Origin of the sequence: Brachybacterium hainanense (assembly GCF_042434575.1) — a bacterium.
Classification (GTDB): domain Bacteria; phylum Actinomycetota; class Actinomycetes; order Actinomycetales; family Dermabacteraceae; genus Brachybacterium; species Brachybacterium hainanense.
In genome coordinates this window covers 1-592 of record NZ_JBHLSV010000057.1, presented here as the reverse complement: position 1 = coordinate 592, position 592 = coordinate 1, and the positions used below count along the sequence as shown (strand labels likewise).

The 592-nt window shown below is 46.5% G+C and carries 1 protein-coding gene; it reads right to left on the bottom strand.

Going from position 1 to position 592, the window contains the following annotated elements:
- A partial coding sequence (locus tag ACFFF6_RS19915; RefSeq protein ID WP_376983269.1) for an IS256 family transposase occupies nt 1-592 on the bottom strand: 592 nt, incomplete at both ends.

Here is a 592-nt window from a genome sequence, read left to right as displayed (position 1 = left end):
CGTCCTTCAAAATGGATGGACAGCTGAGATAGCGTTAAATTCCAGTTTTGAATCGGGTGTGACCACCGCTCCTGAGCCTTCAATATACCGGCGTAGAGCAGTTTGAGTAAACTGTTCTCGTTGGCAAAACCACCCTTGGTTTTCGTCAGTTTACGAAACTGACGATGTACGGCCTCAACCGCGTTCGTGGTGTAGATAGCCTTACGCACGTATTCCGGGTACTTAAAATAGGTCGATAACAGCGCCCACTTGTTGCGCCAGGACTTGATGACCACAGGATATTTGTCGCCCCATTTGGCTTCCAGCTCGTCCAGCGCCATCTCAGCTGCATTGAGGGTTGTGGCTTTATAGACACACTTTAAATCAGCCATAAACGCCTTCTGGTTTTTAGACGCTACGTATTTCATTGAGTTACGAATTTGATGAATGATGCATGACTGCACCTCTGTATGTGGGTAAATGGTTTCAATGGCTTCAGGGAAGCCTTTAAGGCCATCAACACAGGCAATCAGGATGTCTTTAATACCGCGACTATGAAGATCGGTTAGTATACTTAGCCACTGATGTGCACCTTCAGTGTCTGAGATATACA